General features: G+C 68.3%; 18 protein-coding genes. 13 read left to right on the top strand and 5 right to left on the bottom strand.

What is annotated here, in order from left to right; translation table 11 throughout:
* Positions 1-73 precede the first annotated feature (73 nt).
* The 7 genes from ACWGSK_RS17495 to ACWGSK_RS17465 all read left to right on the top strand — a co-directional run bounded on the left by ACWGSK_RS17495 (position 74) and on the right by ACWGSK_RS17465 (position 5,591).
* Complete coding sequence (locus tag ACWGSK_RS17495; RefSeq protein WP_452456260.1) at positions 74-496, top strand: hypothetical protein; 423 nt, start codon at positions 74-76, stop codon at positions 494-496.
* 196 nt (positions 497-692) lie between these two features.
* A complete protein-coding gene (locus tag ACWGSK_RS17490; protein WP_452456259.1) occupies positions 693-1,496 on the top strand; it encodes an ABC transporter ATP-binding protein in 804 nt (267 codons plus the stop codon).
* Positions 1,493-2,347, top strand: coding sequence for an ABC transporter permease (locus ACWGSK_RS17485; protein WP_452456258.1), 855 nt, complete (start codon positions 1,493-1,495; stop codon positions 2,345-2,347). Before ACWGSK_RS17490 ends, ACWGSK_RS17485 begins: the two co-directional genes overlap by 4 nt.
* A 29-nt stretch (positions 2,348-2,376) precedes the next feature.
* Positions 2,377-3,471: an ABC transporter substrate-binding protein gene (locus ACWGSK_RS17480; protein ID WP_358509743.1), complete on the top strand. Its 1,095-nt coding sequence runs from the start codon at positions 2,377-2,379 to the stop codon at positions 3,469-3,471.
* 25 nt (positions 3,472-3,496) lie between these two features.
* Positions 3,497-4,573, top strand: a complete 1,077-nt coding sequence (locus ACWGSK_RS17475) for an LLM class flavin-dependent oxidoreductase (RefSeq protein WP_358509745.1) — start codon at positions 3,497-3,499, stop codon at positions 4,571-4,573.
* Positions 4,570-5,256, top strand: coding sequence for a cysteine hydrolase family protein (locus ACWGSK_RS17470; RefSeq protein WP_452456257.1), 687 nt, complete (start codon positions 4,570-4,572; stop codon positions 5,254-5,256). Before ACWGSK_RS17475 ends, ACWGSK_RS17470 begins: the two co-directional genes overlap by 4 nt.
* An 80-nt stretch (positions 5,257-5,336) precedes the next feature.
* Positions 5,337-5,591 (top strand): DUF2795 domain-containing protein, encoded by a 255-nt coding sequence (locus ACWGSK_RS17465; RefSeq protein ID WP_358509904.1) that lies wholly within the window; start codon positions 5,337-5,339, stop codon positions 5,589-5,591.
* A gap of 16 nt (positions 5,592-5,607) precedes the next feature.
* Here ACWGSK_RS17465 and ACWGSK_RS17460 read toward each other — a convergent pair whose 3' ends face one another.
* Entirely contained in the window at positions 5,608-6,558 is a 951-nt protein-coding gene (locus ACWGSK_RS17460; RefSeq protein ID WP_452456328.1) for a fatty acid desaturase family protein, read from the bottom strand.
* A gap of 376 nt (positions 6,559-6,934) precedes the next feature.
* Between ACWGSK_RS17460 and ACWGSK_RS17455 the strand changes: the two genes are divergently transcribed.
* The 6 genes from ACWGSK_RS17455 to ACWGSK_RS17430 all read left to right on the top strand — a co-directional run bounded on the left by ACWGSK_RS17455 (position 6,935) and on the right by ACWGSK_RS17430 (position 12,141).
* A complete protein-coding gene (locus tag ACWGSK_RS17455) occupies positions 6,935-7,924 on the top strand; it encodes a siderophore ABC transporter substrate-binding protein (protein ID WP_452456256.1) in 990 nt (329 codons plus the stop codon).
* 85 nt (positions 7,925-8,009) lie between these two features.
* Entirely contained in the window at positions 8,010-9,002 is a 993-nt protein-coding gene (locus tag ACWGSK_RS17450; protein ID WP_452456255.1) for an ABC transporter permease, read from the top strand.
* A 16-nt stretch (positions 9,003-9,018) separates the two neighbouring features.
* Complete coding sequence (locus ACWGSK_RS17445) at positions 9,019-10,053, top strand: iron chelate uptake ABC transporter family permease subunit (protein ID WP_452456254.1); 1,035 nt, start codon at positions 9,019-9,021, stop codon at positions 10,051-10,053.
* Complete coding sequence (locus ACWGSK_RS17440; protein WP_452456253.1) at positions 10,050-10,805, top strand: iron ABC transporter ATP-binding protein; 756 nt, start codon at positions 10,050-10,052, stop codon at positions 10,803-10,805. Before ACWGSK_RS17445 ends, ACWGSK_RS17440 begins: the two co-directional genes overlap by 4 nt.
* Positions 10,806-10,857: 52 nt before the next feature.
* On the top strand, positions 10,858-11,745 hold the full coding sequence (locus ACWGSK_RS17435; RefSeq protein WP_452456252.1) for an aminoglycoside phosphotransferase family protein: 888 nt from the start codon (positions 10,858-10,860) through the stop codon (positions 11,743-11,745).
* Positions 11,746-11,844: 99 nt separating this feature from the next.
* The gene (locus tag ACWGSK_RS17430; RefSeq protein WP_452456251.1) at positions 11,845-12,141 is read left to right on the top strand and encodes a DUF4287 domain-containing protein; all 297 of its coding nucleotides are present in this window, start codon (positions 11,845-11,847) and stop codon (positions 12,139-12,141) included.
* Between the two features lie 5 nt (positions 12,142-12,146).
* Here ACWGSK_RS17430 and ACWGSK_RS17425 read toward each other — a convergent pair whose 3' ends face one another.
* From ACWGSK_RS17425 to ACWGSK_RS17410, 4 genes are all read right to left on the bottom strand, one after another.
* The gene (locus tag ACWGSK_RS17425) at positions 12,147-12,341 is read right to left on the bottom strand and encodes a ferredoxin (protein ID WP_452456250.1); all 195 of its coding nucleotides are present in this window, start codon (positions 12,339-12,341) and stop codon (positions 12,147-12,149) included.
* The gene (locus ACWGSK_RS17420; RefSeq protein WP_452456249.1) at positions 12,338-13,549 is read right to left on the bottom strand and encodes a cytochrome P450; all 1,212 of its coding nucleotides are present in this window, start codon (positions 13,547-13,549) and stop codon (positions 12,338-12,340) included. The genes ACWGSK_RS17425 and ACWGSK_RS17420 overlap by 4 nt, the downstream gene beginning before the upstream one ends.
* 61 nt (positions 13,550-13,610) lie before the next feature.
* Complete coding sequence (locus ACWGSK_RS17415) at positions 13,611-14,207, bottom strand: TetR/AcrR family transcriptional regulator (protein ID WP_358509799.1); 597 nt, start codon at positions 14,205-14,207, stop codon at positions 13,611-13,613.
* Positions 14,208-14,281: 74 nt separating this feature from the next.
* On the bottom strand, positions 14,282-15,187 hold the full coding sequence (locus ACWGSK_RS17410) for an alpha/beta fold hydrolase (protein WP_358509801.1): 906 nt from the start codon (positions 15,185-15,187) through the stop codon (positions 14,282-14,284).
* Between the last annotated feature and the right edge of the window lie 507 nt (positions 15,188-15,694).

Genomic DNA, 15,694 nt, shown 5'->3' with positions numbered 1-15,694 from the left:
TACCCCGGGCACCGGCGATTCACATGAACACAAGGGCGACACGGCAAGCTTTCCGTGCACTACCGTCCCACTCATGACAGAACCGACGCAGACCCCCTCCGGCCACCCCACACCGCCCGTCCTGAACATGATCGAGGCGCTCTCCGCCAAGTGTGGAACGCCCCTGACCCCACACCGCTTCACCCTGCCCGACGGCGTCCGGGTCGGCGTCGACGGGGCCGACCGAGACCCGCCCAGGGTGCTGGTCCAGGCCACCCGCGCCGGCGGGCGCGTCAAGTCCGCGCATCGCAACAAGGTCATCGCGGACGCCTTCAAACTCATCTGGTTACGGGACGCCCACTTCCCCGACGCGACGTTGATCCTCGCGCTGAGTCCGGATCTCTCCCACCTCCTCAGCCAGGGAAGCTGGTTGTCCGCGGCCCTCGAACAGAGAAGGATCCATACGGTTCTGGTCGGCGATGATGAAGGAAACTTTCCGCGCGATATCAGTCCGTGATCATCCGTTCACCGAACGGCAATGAAGTACTCCTACCTTTGACGGGTCAACGACCCCGCGGGCCGCTGACGTCCCATGCGCTTCCGCCCGCACTCCCCTTGACGTCCTTGGGACCCCCTACCCGAGCACGCCCCGGAGGGTGCATGGAAACGCATGCCCAGATGAAGAACGCTCCGCCCACCCGGGTGGACGCACTGTGACCAGCGATGACATCGAGATACGCCACCTCACCAAGCGTTACCGGGGTGGAGCGTCCGACCGGCCCGCGCTCCAGGACATCGATCTGGAGATCCCGCACCGCCGCTTCGTCAGCCTCATCGGCCCCAGCGGTTGCGGCAAATCCACCCTGCTGCGGGTGATCGCCGGGCTCACCGTCCCCGACCACGGCCACGTGTCCCTCTTCGGCCGTACGCCCCGCGAGATGTGTCGACGCAAGGCGATCGGCCTGGTCCCCCAGACCCCGGCGCTGCTGCCCTGGCTGAACGTCCGCCAGAACATCGCCCTGCCCACCATGGTCAACCGCCGACGCGGAACACCACCCGAGTCCACCGACGACCTGCTGCGCGCGGTCGGGCTGGAGGACTCCGCCCGCCGCTATCCGCACCAGCTCTCCGGCGGTATGAGCCAGCGGGTGGCCATCGCCCGCGCCCTGGGCCTGCGCCCGGACGTGCTGCTGATGGACGAACCCTTCTCCGCCCTCGACGAGTTCACCCGTGAGGCCCTGCGCATGCAGCTCCTGGAGTTGTGGCAGCGGCGGGCCACCACGGTCGTGTTCGTGACGCACTCCGTGCACGAGGCGGTCGTGCTCTCCGACCGGGTCATCGTGATGTCGGCGCGACCCGGCCGCGTCCACGAGGTCCTCGACGTCGACCTGCCCCGCCCCCGAGACCGGGAGGTCGTCTCGGCCTCGCGCACGCGTGAGGTGGAGGGCCGGGTCCGGGCCTCCTTGCACGGAGCCTGGAGCTCCGGGATCACCGCCACGGAGTCGGTGGCGTCATGAGCACCGAGGTGATCGGCCCCTCCGCCATTTCCCCGTCCCCGGAACCCGCACGGGACACGACCGAACGGCGTCCCCGCGCCCGTTCCGTGTTCCACCCCTTCGTGTGGCTGCCCACGACCGTCCTCCTGCTGATCCTCGGTGCGGTGTGGGCGGCGGTGGCCGAGGCGCACCCCTACATCCTGCCGGGGCTGGGCGAGGTCGGAACGGCCCTGGTGGAGAACCCGGCACTGTTCCTCGGGAACGCCTGGTCCACCCTGGGCATCGCGCTGACCGGTGTGGCCGCGGGCGCGATCTCGGCCTTCGTCCTCGCGGTCGTCATGTCCGAGGTCCCGGTGGTCCGCCGCGCCCTCATGCCGATCGCGGTGGTCCTGAACGTGACCCCGGTCGTGGCGATCACGCCGGCGCTGGTGGTCGCGTTCGGCTTCGGGATGGCCCCCAAGGTCATCGTCACCGCGATCATCACGTTCTTCCCGGTCCTGATCAACGTGACGACCGGCCTGCGTTCGGTCTCCCCGACCGTGTTGCAGGTCTTTCAGACACTGAACGCCTCCCGTTGGGAGGTCCTGCTCCGGCTACGGCTCCCCGGCAGCCTGCCCTACACGCTGGCCGCCCTACGAGTCGTCCTGCCGCTGTCCGTGGTCGGCGCGGTGGTCGCCGAGTTCGTGGCCGCCGGTTCCTCCGGAGGCCTCGGCACCATGATCCGCAACTCCGCCTCCACCGCACGCCTGGACTTCGTCTACGCCGCCGTCACCTGCCTGGCGGCGATGGGACTCACCATGCTCGCGCTGGTCACGGTGATCGAAAGCCGGGTGCTGTTCTGGCACGAGTCCCGACGACATCCCTCCGGATGACCCCCCACAGAGAACGGAAAACCCCCTACATGACCCTCCCGAGCCATCCGATCCGCCCCGGACGTCTCACGGCGGCCCTCCTCACCGGCGCACTCCTGACCTCGGCCTGCGGCCAGGAAGCACCCGAACAGGACGCGGCCGCGGCCGTCATCGACGACGACCGCTGCATGGACAACCAGCGGGCCGGGACGATCACCTTCGTCACCGGATACCACTACCAGGCTTCCGTCAGTCAGCTGGAGGTCATCGCGGCCGACGCCCTGGGACTGTTCGAGACGCTCTGCCTGGACGTGGAGATCCAACCCGGCAACGGCGACGTGATGGGCAACGCCCAGCTGGTGTCGGCCGGAACCGCGCAGTTCACCCCCGCCAGCAACGAGGCCGAGATCGTCCAGGCCAACGAGCGCGACCACGAGGTGGTGGGCATCGCCACCTATGGGCACGTGCCCATCTCCACCCTGCTCACCCAACAGGGCGTGGACGACCTGACCGAGTTGGAGGGACAGACCCTGGGCCACCAGAGCATGCTGCCCGCACCCGTGGAGGCCATGCTGGTCGAGGCCGGGGTCGACGTCGACACCATCGAACAGGTCGAGGCCGGATACGACCCCTCCGTGCTGCCGCGCGACCAGGTCCAGGCGCTCACCGGCTTCCGTTCCAACGAACCGCACCAGCTCGACGCCATGGACGAGAAGTACACCGAGTGGTTGCCCGAGGACTTCGGGGTGGTCGGTTCCTTCGGGGTGATGGCCACGAACCCCGAGTGGGCCGAGGAACACCCCACCGTCGTCGAGGACTTCCTGCGCGCCGTCGCCCGGGCCTTCGACCACTGCTCGGAGAACGGCGAGGAGTGCGTGGGATACGCCGCCGAACTCGACGAGGCCGGATACGACACCGAGCACAACCTCAAGGTGTGGGACACCGAACGCGAACTCGTGGGCGGCTCCACCCCGGACGACCAGGTCAACGGTTACATCGACCTCAGCATGACCGAGGACGAGGTGGAGATCCTCAAGGACAGCGGCGAACTGGACTCGGTCCCGGACCTGGAGCCCATGTTCGACCCCCGTTACCTGGAAGCGGTCCACGTGGCCACCGAGGTCGTCTGGCCCGGCGACGAGTGAACCCGAGAGGAACCGAGGTACCACGATGACGAATCTCAGGGCTCCCGGAACCGAGTACGGGATCTTCCTGCCCATCGGCAGCGGCGGCTGGATCGTGTCCGAGACGGCGCCCCATCCGGAGGCGACCTACGCCTACAACCGCCGCTCCGCGACCCTCGCCGAGGAGCACGGCTTCGACTTCGTCATGTCCATGGGCAAGTGGCGCGGCTACGGCGGCGCCACCGGGCACTGGGACCACACCCTGGAGTCGATGACGATGATGGCGGGGCTGGCCGAGGCCACCGAACGGGTCGGGGTGTGGGCGACCGTCCACACCAACCTCTTCCACCCCGCCCTGGCCGCCAAGATGTTCACCACCCTCCAGGAGATCAGCGGCGGACGCGCCGGCATGAACATCGTCGTCGGTTCCTACGCCGACGAGTTCCGGCAGATGGGGCTGTGGCGTGAGGACCTGGAGCACGCCGACCGCTATCGGTACACCGAGGAGTGGGCCACGGCGCTGCGCCGGCTGTGGACCGAGGACTCGGTGACCCTGGACGGCGAGTTCTTCGACCTGCGGGACTGCCGTTCCCTGCCGCACCCCACCGCGCCGCCGACCATCATCGCCGCCGGTCGGTCCCCGGCCGGGCTGGACTTCCAGGCCCGGCACTGCGACGGGTCGTTCCTCACCGCCCACGACCTGACCGGGCTCCGGGACGCGTGTCGGCGGGTCCGTGCCGGGGCGGCCCGCCTGGGTCGCACCATCCGTACCTACTCGATGCTCACCGTGATCATGGACGACACCGACGCCGCCGCGGAGGCCCGTCGCCGGGAGTACGGCCGAGGCGCCGACATCGAGGCGATCGTCAACATGAAGCGCTCCTGGGGGCTGCCCGCGGACAAGGCACTGTCGCTGACGGCCGAGCGCCCGGAGGACGAGGCCTTCCAGACCCCCTTCGTGACGGGGTCGCCCGGCACGGTGGCCAAGAGGATCAACGAGATGGTCGAGGAGGCCGAGCTGGACGGTCTGATGCTGATCTTCCCCGACTACCACGCGGACCTCGCGGCGTTCGGCGAACGCGTGATGCCGATGCTGCGGTCCACGGCGGGGGCGCCGGCGTGAGTCTCGACGTCGTCGACGTGTCCGGGCGCTCTCGCCCGGTCCCGTCGGCGCGGGAGGAGGCGGCGTTGGTGGTCGTGGACGTCCAGCGGGACTTCGGCGACCCCGAACATCTCCCCTGGTTGGACGAGGAGGCACGGTCCCGGGTGTGGGACGCCGTCACCCGGATCTCCTGGCTGGTCGAACGGGCTCGCGCGGCCGACGTGCGGGTGGTCTGGGTGCGACTGGAACAGGATCCCGAGTCCCCTTGGTGGTCCTCGCTCTGGCTCCGAGGTCTGCTCGACGCGTCCACCGCCACGCGGCTTCCGTTGGAGCCCTGCGTGGCCGGGACCCCCGGCGCGGACTGGTTCCGGGTCTCCCCCGCCGGCGGGGAGGACGTGGTGGTCAAGCGACGCTATTCGGCCTTCCACGGAACCGGCCTGGACGCGCTACTGCGTTCACGGGGGATCACCTGGTTGGCGGTGTGCGGGCTGACCACCGACTGCTGCGTGGACGCCACCGTGCGCGACGGTTTCCAGTCGGGTTACCGCACCTTCCTGGTCGCCGACGCCACCGCCTCCTACCTGCGCGAATCCCAGGAGAGCACCTTCTCCGTACTCGCGAAACACGCGGCGTCGGTGGTCACGGCCGACACCATGGCTCAGGTCTGGGAACGCGCGCGATTGAGCGAAGGTGGCACAGGGTAGCCCCACCCTGCCAGTGCGGGTCCGGTCGATTCCGCTCCTCGGGGCGGCGCGTCCGGGCCCTTCTACCGTTGGGGGCAGTGATGGGTGTCGAACGCGGCCTTGCGGGGCTCCGGAACGTTCTGGAAGGCGTACGGTTCCCGGTGACACGGGACACGGTGGTGAACGCCGCCCTGGACGCGGGAGCGGACGAGGAGATGGTGAGCGCCCTGCGGGCCATGCCGGCCGCCGAGTTCAACGAGGCGAACGAGATCCTGCGCGCGGTGCCGCTGCCGGACGCCGAACCGGACTCGCACACCGAGTCGGCCCGCGCCCGAGAGCGCGACCGACACGATTGAACCGGGTTCCTCGACTTCAGGCGGGGGCGCTCCCGCGCAGGGGGGCGCCCACTCGGTACAGGTGGGTGATCGCCTCCGCGTGCGAGCGGACGAACCCCGTCTCGTGGTACGGGATCCCGATCTCCGCGCAGTAGTCGCGCACGATCGGCTGTGCCTTCGCCAGGTGCGGGCTGGGCATGTTCGGGAACAGGTGGTGCTCGATCTGGTAGTTGAGCCCACCGAGCGCCAGGTCGGTGAAGGCCCCGCCCCGGATGTTGCGCGAGGTCAGCACCTGCTTGCGCAGGAAGTCGAGTTTCTCGCCCTTCTTCAGGGTCGGCATCCCCTTGTGGTTGGGCGCGAAGATGCAGCCGAGGTAGACCCCGAACAGGCCCTGTTGGATCGCGATGAACGCGACCGCCTGTAGCGGGTCGAGGACCACGAAGACCACTCCGAGATAGATCACGAAGTGGGCGCCCAGCAGCACACCCTCCAGAACGCGGTGCTTGGTGGAGGGGCGCAGCAACGCGCGCACGCTCCCGTAGTGGAGGTTGAGCGCCTCCAGCAGCAGGACCGGGTAGAAGAGGAAGGCCTGGTAGCGGCCGAAGAACGCCGGGAGACCCCGGGCCTGTTCCGCCTGGTCCTCGGACCACACGAACAGGTCCGCTTGCACATCGGGGTCGAATTCCTCGTGGTTGGGGTTGGCGTGGTGTCGGGTGTGCTTGTCCTGCCACCACCCGTAGCCCAACCCGATCCCGAGGTTGCCCACGAGTCGGCCCACGCCCTCGCTGAGGCGACGACCGTTGAAGATCTGTCGGTGCGCGAGTTCGTGGGAGACCAGCCCCACCTGGCCGAACACCACCGCCAGGGCGACGGCGGTGACCAGTTGCCACCATGAGGGCCCGATGAGGACGAAGGCCGTCCAACCACCGACGTAGGCCAGGAGGATGAGCGTCAACCGGATCGCGAAGTAGGCGGGCGTGCGTTCCATGAGTCCGGCTTCCCGAACCCGCAGGGAGAGCCGCGAGAAGTCGCTGCCCCTCCGGCTCTTCGTCGGTGCCGTGGTGCCTTCTTGCATGGGACCGCTCTTTTCCTGGTGGAGCCGGAGTCGACCGGTGCCCTCCGACGGTAATCGGTGTGAGGGCGCGAATCCATGGCACCCGTACGTCACACAAGAGGGGTACCTGCACCCCTGATTCTTGGTGGATCGTACTTTGCTACCCGCGAGTTACCCGAACTTCTCCGACGAAGGCACAGGTCAAAGCGGTGCAAAGTGAGGAGAAGGTCTCAAAACTGCACTCCGTTGAGCATTCGATACTGAAGTTAGGTTAGGCTCCCCTACATCAAGAACTCGTAAGGAGACCTCCATGAAGTCCGTCCCCCGTCCGTTCGCGGCGCTCTCCCTCACCCTGGCGTCCGCCCTGGCCCTGACCTCCTGTTCCACCGGTCAGGAAGAGACCGAGGACACCGCCGCCGCGAGCGACACCGTCGAGGTCGAGGACAACAACGGCACGCAGACGGTCGCCGTCCCGCCCGCGTCGGTGGTGGCGCTCGACAACCGCACCTTCGAGACCCTCTCGGACTGGGGCGTGGAGCTCTCCGCCGGTGCCGTGTCCCTCATGCCCGACACCATCGACTACACGCGGAACGACTCGATCATCGACCTCGGCTCGCACCGGGAGCCCGACCTCGAAGCGATCGTCGCCGCCGAACCCGACCTGGTCGTCAACGGGCAGCGCTTCGCCCAGTACCACGACGACATCGCCTCCCTGGTGCCAGACGCGACCATCCTCGAACTGGACCCGCGTGAGGGCGAGCCCTTCGACGCCGAACTCAAGCGCCAGGTCGAGGTCCTGGGCGAGGTCTTCGGCAAGCAGGACGAGGCCGAGCAGACCATCGCCGACTTCGACGCTTCGGTCGAGCGGGTCAACGAGGCCTACGACGGGGGCGACAGCGTCATGGCCGTCACCACCTCCGGCGGCGAGATCGGCTACCTGGCCCCGGGCGTCGGTCGCACCCTCGGCCCGGCCTTCGACATCTTCGAGCTGACCCCGGCACTGGAGGTCGAGGGCTCCAGCGAAGACCACCAGGGCGACGACATCTCCGTCGAGGCGATCGCCGACTCCGACCCCGACTGGATCCTCGTGATGGACCGCGACGCCGCCGTCGCCGCCGACGAGGAGGGCTACGAGACCGCCGAGAACATCCTGGCGAGCTCCGAGGCGCTCTCGAAGGTGACCGCCGTGGAGGACGAGCAGATCGTCCACATGCCCGTCGACACCTACACCAACGAGGGCATCCAGACCTACACCGAGTTCTTCAACGCCTTCGCCGACTCCCTGGAGGCTCAGGCTTGATCCGGCCCACCCGAATGTCTCGCGCCCGCGGTGATGCCTGGAGCACCACCGCCGGCGCGAGCCGCCGCGCGGAGGTCACCGGAACATGACGAACACCGCGACCCCGGCCCCGTCGCGCACACGGGACAAGGGCCGGCTCCTCGACTGGAAGCTGCTCATCGGTGTCGCCGTCGTGGGCGCACTGCTCGTGCTGTCGCTGTTCACCGGCGTGTACGACGTCTTCGGCGCCGACGACGGTGACGAGATGTTCGCGATCACCCGCATCCCGCGCACGATCGCCCTCGTACTGGCCGGCGCCGCCATGGCGATGTCCGGCCTGGTCATGCAGTTGCTGACGCAGAACCGCTTCGTCGAACCGACGACCACCGGCACCACCGAGTGGGCCGGGCTCGGCCTGCTCACCGTGATGATCCTGCTGCCGGGCGCGAGCATCGCCACCCGCATGTTCGGCGCGGTGCTGGCGGCCTTCATCGGCACGATGGTGTTCTTCCTCTTCCTGCGCCGCGTCACCCTGCGGTCCTCGCTCATCGTGCCGATCGTGGGCATCATGTTGGGCGCCGTCGTCAGCGCGGTTTCCACCTTCATCGCGTTGCAGACCGACATGCTGCAGAACCTCGGCGTGTGGTTCGCCGGCAGCTTCACCTCGGTGCTGCGGGGCCAGTACGAGATGCTGTGGATCGTGGCCCTGGTGGCCGTGGCGGTGTTCGTCGTCGCCGACCGGTTCACGGTCGCCGGCCTGGGCGAGGAGATCTCCACCAACGTCGGCCTGAACTACAACCGGGTCATCCTGCTCGGCACCGGGCTGATCGCGGTGGCGACCGGAGTCGTGACCGTGGTGGTGGGCAACCTGCCCTTCCTCGGCCTCATCGTCCCCAACGTCGTCTCGATGTTCCGCGGCGACGACCTGCGCGGCAACCTGCCGTGGGTGTGTCTGTTGGGCGTCGGAATCGTCACGGTCTGCGACCTGATCGGCCGGACCATCATCATGCCCTTCGAGGTACCGGTGTCCCTCATCCTCGGGATCGTCGGTGCCGTCGTGTTCATCCTTCTCCTGTTGAGGCAGCGTCGCCGTGGCTGAGACGACCGTTTCCCGTGTGACCGAACGTCCGCTCACCGCGCCGCCCTCGGAGCGTTCCTCGCGCACCCTGTCCACCCCGCGCGCCCGTCGCCGCTACCTGGTCATCATCGCGGTGCTCTCGGTGCTCGCGGTCGGATTCGCCTTCGGCCAGCTGGCCTGGGACAACCCGATGCCGATCGGCTCGGACGGCTTCTGGCGCATCGCCGAGTTGCGCGCCACGAACCTGGTGATCATGGCCGTGGTCGCGATCTGCCAGGCCGTCGCCACGGTCAGCTTCCAGACCGTCACCAACAACCGCATCATCACCCCGTCGATCATGGGGTTCGAGGCGCTCTACACCGCCATCCAGACCGCCGCCGTGTACTTCCTGGGCGTCGCCGGGATCATGGCGGTCCAGGGCGTCTCGCAGTTCCTGCTGCAGATCACGCTCATGGTCGGCTTCTCGATGCTGTTGTACGGATGGCTGCTGTCCGGCAGGTACGGAAACCTGCAGATCATGCTGCTGATCGGCATCATCATCGGCGGTGGCCTCGCCTCGGTCTCCACGTTCATGCAGCGGCTGCTCACGCCCAGCGAGTTCGACGTGCTGGCCGCGCGGCTGTTCGGCAACATCGCCAACGCCGACGCGTCCTACCTGCCGGTCGCGGTACCGCTGTGCCTGATCGCCACCGTCCTGCTGTGGGCGAGTTCGCGGCGGCTGAACATCGTGGCGCTGGGGCGTGACGCGAGCACGGGACTGGGCCTGAACCACCGCCGCGAGACGATGCGCGTGCTGTTCCTGGTGTCGATCCTGATGGCGGTCTCCACCGCGCTCATCGGCCCGATGACCTTCCTGGGCTTCCTCGTGGCGACGCTGGCCTACCAGTTCGCCGACACCCACGACCACCGGTACGTCTTCCCGGTCGCGGTGCTGACCTGCTTCGTCGTGCTCAGCGGCGCCTACTTCGTCATGCGGAACATCTTCTACGCCAACGGCGTGGTCTCGATCATCATCGAACTCGTCGGTGGACTGGTGTTCCTGTTCGTCATCCTCAGAAAGGGCCGACTGTGATCACCCTGACCGGTGTGCGCAAGGAGTACAGCAGCGAGGTCGCGATCGGCCCCGTCGACCTGCGGATCCCCAAGGGCGGCGTGACCGCGCTGGTCGGTCCGAACGGCGCCGGCAAGTCGACGCTGCTGACGATGATCGGTCGGCTGCTCGGCCTGGACCAGGGCACCATCGATATCGCCGGTCACGACGTGTCGAAGACGGCGTCCAAGGACCTGGCCAGGGTCGTCTCGATCCTGCGCCAGGAGAACCACTTCGTCACCCGGCTGACGGTGCGCCAACTCGTCGCGTTCGGCCGTTTCCCCTACTCCAAGGGGCGGCTGACCGTGACCGACGAGGAGCTCGTCAGCCGGGCCATCGACTTCCTGGCCCTGACCGACCTGGAACACCGCTACCTCGACCAACTGTCGGGCGGGCAGCGTCAGCGCGCCTACGTCGCGATGGTGCTCTGCCAGGACACCGAGTACGTGCTGCTCGACGAGCCGCTCAACAACCTCGACATGCGCCATTCGGTGCAGATGATGAAGCACCTGCGACGCGCGGCGGAGGAACTGGAGCGCACGATCGTGATCGTGCTGCACGACATCAACTTCGCGGGCCACTACGCCGACCACATCTGCGCCGTCAAGGACGGTTCGGTCGTCGAGTTCGGCACACCGGACGAGATCATGACCGACGAGGTGCTCACCCGGGTGTTCGAGACCCCGGTGACCGTCATCGACGGACCCAACGGACCGCTCGCGGTCTACTACTGAGCCCCCGTTCCGGGCACGGGAGGGCGCGCCTCCCGTGCCCCATACTGGAACGATGCGCACCCCCCGAGCCGAAGTCGACGTCACCCCCGACCTCGTCCGCGCGCTCCTGCGCGAGCAGCGCCCCGAGTTGGCCGGGCTCCCCATCGAACCCGTCGCCAACGGGTGGGACAACGCGCTGTTCTCCCTGGGCGATGACCTGTGCGTGCGCATGCCCCGCCGCTCGGTCGCCGCTCACCTGGTCCTCAAGGAACAACGGTGGCTGCCCGAGATCGCCACGCGCGTCGGCGTTCCCGTGCCCGCGCCGATCCACGTGGGCCGCCCCGGCCACGGTTACCCCTGGAGTTGGTCGGTCAACCCGTGGTTCGAGGGCCGTACCGCGGCCGAGGTCCCGCCCGCCGAACGCGGCCCCCTCGTCGAACCCCTGGCGCTCTTCCTCTCCCGGTTGCACGTACCCGCGCCACCGGAGGCCCCGCGCAACCCGGTCCGCGGGGTGCCCCTGCGCGAACGCCACGAGCGCGTCGTCCAACGCCTCGACGACTCCGACCACCCCCGCGCCGCCGACCTCCTCGACCTGTGGCACGAACTGGTCGACACCCCGGCCCGGGAGGGCCCGCCCCTGTGGCTGCACGGTGACCCGCACCCCGCCAACATCGTGGTCGACGACGCGAACGGACTCGCGGCCGTCCTGGACTTCGGCGACCTCACGTGCGGCGACCCGGCCACCGATCTCGGTACCGCCTGGATGACCTTCGTGGCCCCCGACCGCGCCCGCTTCCGGGAGCGCCTCGACGGGCTGGTCTGCGTCGACGAGCCCACCTGGGCCCGCTCCCGCGCCTGGGCCGTCGTCTACGCGTCGGTGCTCGTCACCAGCACCGCCGACAACCCCCTGCTGGCCGGGATCGGCGAACACACCACCGCCCAGGTCCTCAAGGACGACTGAAACCGCGCGACGTGCCGACTCGGCGGGAACGGGTTCTCCGGGAATGTCGTAGGCGGGTGCGAGTATCGGGCCACGAAATCCTCCCCGAAGGAGAAGCCCATGTCGTTCCAGGCCTATTTGGACACCATCGAGGACAAGACCGGTCTGGTCCCGCGTGAGCTGGTCGACCTCGCCAAGGAGAAGGGGTTCGCCGACCCCTCGGTCAAGGCCGGCACCATCATCCAGTGGTTGAGCGACGACTACGGGCTCGGTCGCGGCCACGCGATGGCCTTGGTCCACGTCATCAAGAAGGGGCCGACGATCGACGCCAAGCACGTGGGCACCTCGGGCGGCCACCGTGACGGATCCGCGGAGCTCTGGCTCGACGGCAAGGCGACCGACCCGAACAGGACCTGAACCCGTCAGTCGGTGACGGTGATCGCCCCCGAAGGACAAACGTCGGCCGCCTCGTCCACCCGGTCGAATGATTCGGGCGGGGGCACGGGCTCGGACAGCACGACCCGCCCGTCCTCCGGGTCCTGGTCGAAGACCTCGGGTTCGGTCAACGCGCACATCCCGGCGCCCACGCACACCTCCCGATCCACCCGGACCCTCATGTCGATCCACTCCCCCAGGTGACCGGAAGCCGATGGACGCCGTAGATGGCCATGTCCTCTCGCGTGGGAACCTCGCTCTGGGGCACCGCCATGCGGAGTGTGGGAAACCGGGTGAACAGCGCCGGCAGGGCCACCCGCATCTCGACCCGGGCGAGCTGTTGCCCCAGACACTGGTGGATCCCATGGCCGAAGGCGAGGTGCCCGCCGGTCGATCGGTGCGGATCGAAGGTGTCCGGCTCGGGGAACACCTTCGGGTCGCGGTCGGCCGCGGTGATCGAGACCGTGACGGTCTCCCCCGCCCGGATCCGGTGTCCGCCCAGGTCCAGGTCCTCCAGCGCCGTCCGCAGCGTGTAGGGAACGATGCTCAGGTACCGCAGCAGTTCCTCGACGACTCGGGGGCCGCTGTCCGGTTCCTCGCGCAGGACCGCCGCCTGCTCGGGGTGGGTCAGCAGGTGGAAGGCGCCCAGGCCGATCATGTTGGCCGTGGTGTCCAGCCCGGCCCCGAGAAGCATGAAGGCGATGTTGGTGAGTTCGTCCTCTTCCAGTTCGCCCACCTCGACCAACCCGCCGAGGAGGTCGTCGGTGGGCTCTTCGCGTTTGTCGTCCACCAGTCGCTTCAGGAAACCCCGCATCGCGACGAAGGCGGCCATCTTGTCCTCCCTGGAGGAGTCCACCCGGGACACCGCCGCCACGGTCCGTTGGAACCGGTCCACGTCCGCTTTGGGTACACCGAGGAGCTCGCCGATGACCAGGGCGGGTACCGGTGAGGCGTACGCCTCCACCAGGTCCACCGGCGGGCCCCGGTGTTCCATCCGATCGAGGTGTTCTTCGGCGATCTCCTCCACGCGCGCGGTCAGCCGGCGCATCCGTCGGACGGTGAACTGCCCGGTGAGCAGCCGACGGTAGCGGGTGTGCTCGGGCGGGTCGTGGCTGAGGAAGATCCCACGTGGCGCCGGTCGGGGCGGTGCGGTGACGTCGGCACCCGGTGAGGGGTCGTGCCGGATCTCGTTGCGGGTACTGAACCGGGAGTCGGCCAGGACCTGTCGGACCTGGGCGTGCCCGGTCACCAGCCAACCGGTGTGGCCGTCCGGGTAGGCCAGTCGGCTGACCGGATCCTCGTGGCGCAGCCCGGCCAGCTCCACGGGAGGGTCGAAGGGTGTCGGACGCCGCGTGGGCAGTGGGTCGGCGTCGGTCGTGTTCTCGGTCATCTTCGGATCTCCCCTGGAACTCATCGGTCACCGACTCGGGTCGCGGTCACGACCCGCGGGTTCATGGGCGGAACCTCGTCTCGTGGAGCACGGCGAGGAAGAACTCCTCGGCCTCGCGCACCGTGCCGCCCTTGGGGTGGGTGTTCAGGTGGGTCACGACCGCACCGGCGAGGATCTGCCGAACGATCTCCAGATCGGTGTCCTGCGGGAACCGGCCGCGCTCCTTCTCCTTGTGCAACACCTCGCGGATCACGGCGTTGCGCGGCTCGACGCTGACCTCCCGGAACACCGCGGCGAACTCCGGGTGATCGTGGCCCGCGGGCATCAGGCGCAACGTCAGACTGCGGATCCGCTCGTTCTCGGGCGCCTCCAACGACCGGGCCCACCAACCGAGCAGTTCCTCGATGTCCCGCGGCTGGGGTATCTCCTTCGGTCGGAACCCGAAGGTCCAGTGGATCGCCGCGATGTGCAGTTCGGTCCGATCGCCGTAGCGCCGATAGACCGTCGGCCGGCTCACCCCGGCACGTTTGGCGACCTGGTCGATGCCCGCGCCGTCGATACCCGCCTCGATCAGCAGGTCCGAGGCGGCCTTGAGGATGGCCTCGTCGGCCGCACCGCTTCGGGGACGGCCGACTCTGGATGGGCTCGACTGTGTCATATCAAATAAGTTACATGACACATCTGTAATGGATCAAGGCCGGAAGTCGACCGTGAATGCCTCCCCCACCCCGGTCAGTCGGCCGGGTCGGCTTCCTCCACCGGCGCGTCGGCTCGGGTGACCAGGTCGCGGATCCGCTCGGAGAACTCGTAGGGAGCCAAGTGGCCCGCACCCTCCAACACGTCCACGTCGGCGTCCAGGAACCGTCGGGCCGGACCGTGCAGACGCGCCGGCGAGAAGAACACGTCCTCCGAACCGGTCGCCACGATGACGTTCTTCCTCTGCCAGGCCAGCAGCGACTCGGCCGGCAACGGACCCGGCGCCAGACTGGTCTTGCAGCATTTGCCCACCATCGTCATCCAGGACGCGAACGGGTGGACCGGGTACCGGAAGTCGGGTCCGCTCATGAAGTTCAACAGCCGGGTGCTCTTGTCCTCCCTGGGGCCGATCATCCACGGCAGGGTGACCCGCATGAGTTCGGGGGAGGTCGCCGGTGGGGTCAGCCCCGCCGCACCCACCAAAACCATCCCCTTGACCAGGGAGCTCGGCTCGCCCGCCAGGGCCACGGCGGCACCGAGGGAGTGCCCCAGGATGATCGCGGGCCGGTCCACGAGCCGGGGCAGCACCTCGTCGAGCCAGTCCCCGTAGGCCTGGGCGCGGTGGCCGCGAGGGCGCTTGCCACAGCTCAGACCCGGTTGTCCGGGCAGGTCCACCAGGATCACGTCCCGCTCGGCGGACATGTCGGAGGCTGGCGAGGCGCTCAGGGCGCTGTTGAAGTTGGTCCCGCTGAGCACCACCACCGGAGCACCGGGGCCACCCTCGAAACGGAAGGCCCGGGTGGGTCCGATGGACGTGGAGAGTTCGGGAAGTGACCGGAGCCCGGGCAGTTCGGTGAGTCGTTCCTCACACCAATCGCGCACGGCCCGCTCCGCGAGGTCCGAGCGGTAGATGCGGGCACCGTGGACGGTGGTCTCGGTCATCGGGCACCTGGTTTCGGGTAGGGGTCGGCCATCGCCGACCAGACTTCCCGGCACACCTGATGAGGGACTCTACGCCCACACGCGAACACCGGCCACCACAGTGGCGATCCGAGACCGACTCGTTGGCAAAGGGTTATTTTGCCTGATCAGGGGCTATATTGGCACCTGCACTCATCGGGCACTTCGGTCCACGTTCAGCGAGGGAAAAGCGGCCGGAACTGGACATACTCGTTCGCATCAACGACCATGGGCGCGGCGTCACATGACGCAATAGGTGTGCCGGGAAGACTGGTCGGCGTCCTTACCGACTCATGTCCCCGGAGCCCGACGCCATGACGCCACACCACCCTGAGCTGTCACGCAGCCTGCGCAGAGACCGATTCGCGGAGCGGTCCGAACTACCGGACGAACATGGTCTCCCCCTCGGCACCAACGGTTACACCACCTCTTGGGGCACCAACGCGCACGGTGAACTCAGTGCCTGCCCACCTGGGCCCATTTGACGAC

The organism is Nocardiopsis sp. NPDC055551 (assembly GCF_053619415.1).
This window is presented reverse-complemented; position numbering and strand designations above follow the sequence as displayed.

Excerpts from the sequence above, each read along its gene's own strand:
- ACWGSK_RS17425 (WP_452456250.1), bottom strand. The coding sequence starts at position 12,341 with ATGAGGGTCCGGGTGGATCGGGAGGTGTGCGTGGGCGCCGGGATGTGC.
- ACWGSK_RS17475 (WP_358509745.1), top strand. The coding sequence starts at position 3,497 with ATGACGAATCTCAGGGCTCCCGGAACCGAGTACGGGATCTTCCTGCCC.
- ACWGSK_RS17485 (WP_452456258.1), top strand. The coding sequence starts at position 1,493 with ATGAGCACCGAGGTGATCGGCCCCTCCGCCATTTCCCCGTCCCCGGAA.
- ACWGSK_RS17495 (WP_452456260.1), top strand. The coding sequence starts at position 74 with ATGACAGAACCGACGCAGACCCCCTCCGGCCACCCCACACCGCCCGTC.
- ACWGSK_RS17465 (WP_358509904.1), top strand. The coding sequence starts at position 5,337 with ATGGGTGTCGAACGCGGCCTTGCGGGGCTCCGGAACGTTCTGGAAGGC.
- ACWGSK_RS17450 (WP_452456255.1), top strand. The coding sequence starts at position 8,010 with ATGACGAACACCGCGACCCCGGCCCCGTCGCGCACACGGGACAAGGGC.
- ACWGSK_RS17430 (WP_452456251.1), top strand. The coding sequence starts at position 11,845 with ATGTCGTTCCAGGCCTATTTGGACACCATCGAGGACAAGACCGGTCTG.
- ACWGSK_RS17480 (WP_358509743.1), top strand. The coding sequence starts at position 2,377 with ATGACCCTCCCGAGCCATCCGATCCGCCCCGGACGTCTCACGGCGGCC.
- ACWGSK_RS17420 (WP_452456249.1), bottom strand. The coding sequence starts at position 13,549 with ATGACCGAGAACACGACCGACGCCGACCCACTGCCCACGCGGCGTCCG.
- ACWGSK_RS17460 (WP_452456328.1), bottom strand. The coding sequence starts at position 6,558 with ATGGAACGCACGCCCGCCTACTTCGCGATCCGGTTGACGCTCATCCTC.
- ACWGSK_RS17415 (WP_358509799.1), bottom strand. The coding sequence starts at position 14,207 with ATGACACAGTCGAGCCCATCCAGAGTCGGCCGTCCCCGAAGCGGTGCG.
- ACWGSK_RS17435 (WP_452456252.1), top strand. The coding sequence starts at position 10,858 with ATGCGCACCCCCCGAGCCGAAGTCGACGTCACCCCCGACCTCGTCCGC.
- ACWGSK_RS17410 (WP_358509801.1), bottom strand. The coding sequence starts at position 15,187 with ATGACCGAGACCACCGTCCACGGTGCCCGCATCTACCGCTCGGACCTC.
- ACWGSK_RS17455 (WP_452456256.1), top strand. The coding sequence starts at position 6,935 with ATGAAGTCCGTCCCCCGTCCGTTCGCGGCGCTCTCCCTCACCCTGGCG.